Origin of the sequence: Pseudomonas sp. MWU13-3659 (assembly GCF_023757525.1) — a bacterium.
GTDB lineage: Bacteria > Pseudomonadota > Gammaproteobacteria > Pseudomonadales > Pseudomonadaceae > Aquipseudomonas > Aquipseudomonas entomophila_E.
This window is the reverse complement of record NZ_JAMSHW010000113.1, coordinates 1-455: the sequence shown is the minus strand read 5'-3', so window position 1 is coordinate 455 and position 455 is coordinate 1. Positions and strand designations below refer to the sequence as shown.

General features: G+C 70.3%; 1 protein-coding gene. It reads left to right on the top strand.

What is annotated here, in order from left to right; all coding sequences use genetic code 11:
- Positions 1 to 455, top strand: a 455-nt coding sequence (locus NGM28_RS28555; protein ID WP_252092559.1) for a type VI secretion system Vgr family protein, incomplete at both ends; no start/stop codon positions are given.

Sequence of the window (455 nt, the reverse complement as noted above, 5' to 3'; positions counted from 1 at the left end):
ATCGCCCTGCGTAGCGACCACGGCGCCAGTGCGCTGAACCTCGGCTACCTGACGCACCCAAGACCGTCGGGCGGCGCGCCCCGTGGCGAAGGCTTCGAGCTGCGCACCGACCGCCACGGCGCCGTGCGCGCCGCTGGCGGCCTGCTGATCACCACCGAACCCCGCGCCAACGAAGCCAAGCACCACAAGGACCTGCCCGAGACCGCCGAACGCCTGGCCACCGCCAGCGAACAGCAGGACAGCCTGGCGGAACTGGCCAAGCAGATGCAGGCCCAGGAGCCCGGCGACCAGGATGCCGTGGCCAAGGACCTGCACAAGCAGCACCAAGGCATCCTCGGCAGCGGCCCAGGCGACCTGACCAAGAACGAGTTCGCTGAATTCACCCAGCCGCACCTGGTGGTGTCGAGCCCGGCCGGCATCGCCCTGACCACCCCTGGCCCGAACCACCTCACCAG